The 2,831-nt window shown below is 68.0% G+C and carries 3 protein-coding genes; all 3 read left to right on the top strand.

Annotated features, from left to right (window positions below; translation table 11 throughout):
* Nucleotides 1-444: hypothetical protein (locus ABU113_RS17105; RefSeq protein ID WP_454560659.1), on the top strand; the 444-nt coding region annotated here is incomplete at its 5' end.
* Nucleotides 441-1,721: an ATP-dependent DNA helicase gene (locus tag ABU113_RS17100; protein WP_454560658.1), complete on the top strand. Its 1,281-nt coding sequence runs from the start codon at nt 441-443 to the stop codon at nt 1,719-1,721. The genes ABU113_RS17105 and ABU113_RS17100, both read left to right, overlap by 4 nt.
* A partial coding sequence (locus ABU113_RS17095) for a DUF7146 domain-containing protein (protein WP_454560657.1) occupies nt 1,714-2,831 on the top strand: 1,118 nt, incomplete at its 3' end. The genes ABU113_RS17100 and ABU113_RS17095, both read left to right, overlap by 8 nt.

Raw genomic sequence — 2,831 nt, 5'->3', positions numbered from 1 at the left:
GACGGCGGACAATTCGGGTTCGAGGCGGCGGGCGGCAAGCTGCGCGGCCACATCGACGGCGTGATCGTCGCCGGCCCCGATGTCGGCCTGCGCTGGCCCGTGCTCTGGGAGCACAAGGCGCTGAACGCCAAATCCTGGAACGACCTGGTCAAGCGTGGCTTGCGCGCCTCCAAGCCGGTCTACTTCGCGCAGGTCCAGCTCTACATGGGCTACCTGGAGCTGGAGACCGCCCTCGTCACGGCCCTTAACAAGGACACCGAGGCGCTCCACCACGAAGTGGTCGCGTTCGATCCGCCCTGCGCGCAGGCGCTGTCCGACAAGGCCGTCGATATCCTGCGCGCTGCGGCAGTCGGCGAACTCCCACCGCGGATCGCCGCAGCCCAGGACTTCTATCTCTGCCGCATGTGCGCCTATGCGGAGCGCTGCTGGGAGGGCGAGCGATGAGCTTCATCCCGTCTCCGCAGCAGGCGGCGGCAATCGCCGCGATCGAGGACTGGTTTCGGCGCCGCACGCGCGATCAGCAGGTGTTCCGCCTGTTCGGTTACGCAGGAACGGGCAAGACCACCATCACCCGGCATGCGATCGGCGAGCTCGGTCTCGAACCGATGGATCGCACGGGCGGCTCGGGCGGCGTGCTCTATGCCGCCTTCACCGGCAAGGCGGCCCTGGTGATGACCCGGAAGGGAACGCCGGCATCGACGATCCACAGCCTGATCTACAAGGTCTCCGAGGCGACGCCCGAGGAGATCGAGCGTGTTACCCGCGAGTTGGAGACGCTGCGCAAAGGCCTGCGCAGCATGGGGCCGGCGGAGCGCTCCTTCGCCGAGACCCAGATCCGCCGCCTCGAGCTCCGGCTCGCCGACATCCATCAGCCCCGTTTCATTCTGAACGAGCAGTCGCTGGTCCGCGACGCCGACCTGATCGTGCTCGACGAGGTCTCCATGGTCGGCGCCGAAATGGCGAGCGATCTGCTCGCCTTCGGCAAGCCGATCCTGGTGCTCGGCGACCCCGGCCAGTTGCCGCCGATCAAGGGCGACGGCGCCTTCACCGACGCCGATCCCGACGTGATGCTGACCGATATCCATCGCCAGGCGGAGACCAGCGCGATCATCCGTCTCGCCACGCTCGCACGGCAGAGCGTGCCCATTCCCTACGGTGAGCACGACGACTTCGTCTGGAAGATGCGGCGCTCCGACATCGGCCCACATCAGTTCCTCAAGGGCGGCCAAGTGATCTGCGGCCGCAACGCGACGCGGCTCTTTCTGAACACCGCGATGAAACAGGCGGCCGGCTTTCCTGACGCTTACCCGCGCGGGCTCGGCGAGAAGATCATCTGCCTCAAGAACCGGCACGATCTCGGTCTCGTCAACGGCATGTTCCTCGACCTATCGGACATCCGCGACGAAAGCCCGCTCGCGTTCAGCGCATCGGTGCGCACCGAGGACGGGACGAGCGTTCCCGGCCGCCAGTGGTTCTACAAGGGGCATTTCGACGACCACATCGCTTACGACGCCGAGCGCCTGCGCCGCGATTGGCGTGACATGCGGGGACTTGTCGAGAGCGTCTGGGGCTACGCGATCACCTGCCACAAGGCCCAAGGGTCGCAGTGGGAGAACGTGATCGTCTACGACGACGGTCTCGGGCGGACCGCCGAGGACCGCGCCCGCTGGCTCTACACCGCCATCACGCGCGCGGAGCAAGGGCTGGTGATCCTTGATTGACTTCAACGACATCGCACCCGCCAGAACGCCTGCGGTCCATTACGATCTCGACGCCATCGTGGCTGGCCTGCGTGACAGGACCGGCGCCTGGGTGCCGCAGCACTTTCCAAACGGCCGGCGCAACGGGGACGAATGGCGTCTCGCCAACATCAATGGCGCGGCGCCGCGAAAGAACGGCTCCTGCGTGATCACGCTCAGAGGCGAGCACGCCGGCGACTGGATCGACTTCGACGGCGGCCAGGGCGGCGGACCGCTGAGCACGCTGGAACAGGCGACCGGCCTCAAGGGTCGCGACCTCTTCGCCTATGCCGCGGATCTGGTCGGATGGTCGGCCGCGGCGCCAGCCCGGCGCGAACCCTCGGCGGCTTCCGCGAAGCCGGAGAAAGACTCTGCCCGAGAAATCGAGATCATCCTCTCCCGGGCCCTCCCGATCGCCGGCACACCGGGCGAGGCCTATCTGCGCGCGCGAGGTCTCACGGTCCCGCCACCTTCCGACCTACTGTTCCATCCGGATCTGGCGCATTGGGATACGAGGACTGGTTTCCCGGCCATCGTCGGCCTGGTTCGCGACCGCGCCGGCAGCGTGGTTGCCCTGCACCGCATCTACCTGCGCCCGGACGGGGCGGCGAAAGCCGAGGTCGAAAAGCCGAAGAAGATGCTGGGCCGGATCGGCGGCGGCGCCGTGCGCCTGGCGCCGATCGGCGACGACGCTGTTCTTGGTCTCAGCGAAGGCATCGAGACGGCGCTCGCCGTGATGACGGCCTGCCCGGGCATGGCGGTATGGGCAACGCTCTCGGCCACCAATCTCGAACAGGTCGTCCTGCCGCCGGATGCCCGGCGGGTCGTTCTGCTCGCCGACCACGATGCGTCGGGCGCTGGCCTTCGTGCAGCCGAGGCGGCGGCGCGGCGTCTCCTCGCCGAAGGCCGCGGCGTCGCCATCGCCCTGCCGCGGGCGGAAGGCGATGACTTCAACGACGTCCTATTGCGCGACGGCGCGGACGCGGTCCGTCAGATCATCGACGCGGCCGAGCCTTGTGCAGTGGCGGATGCCGTCGATGCGCAGGATGGCGCCCGAAACCGCCCGATCGGCTTCGTCGAGCCCCAGGGGCG

Source organism: Parapedomonas caeni, from assembly GCF_041060555.1.
In the GTDB taxonomy this organism is placed as follows: domain Bacteria; phylum Pseudomonadota; class Alphaproteobacteria; order Sphingomonadales; family Sphingomonadaceae; genus CAUJIW01.
Note: the sequence above shows the minus strand (reverse complement) of the source record. Positions and strands in the feature narration are given on the sequence as shown.

Coding starts and splice junctions, on each gene's coding strand:
- ABU113_RS17100 (WP_454560658.1), top strand. CDS start 441: ATGAGCTTCATCCCGTCTCCGCAGCAGGCGGCGGCAATCGCCGCGATC.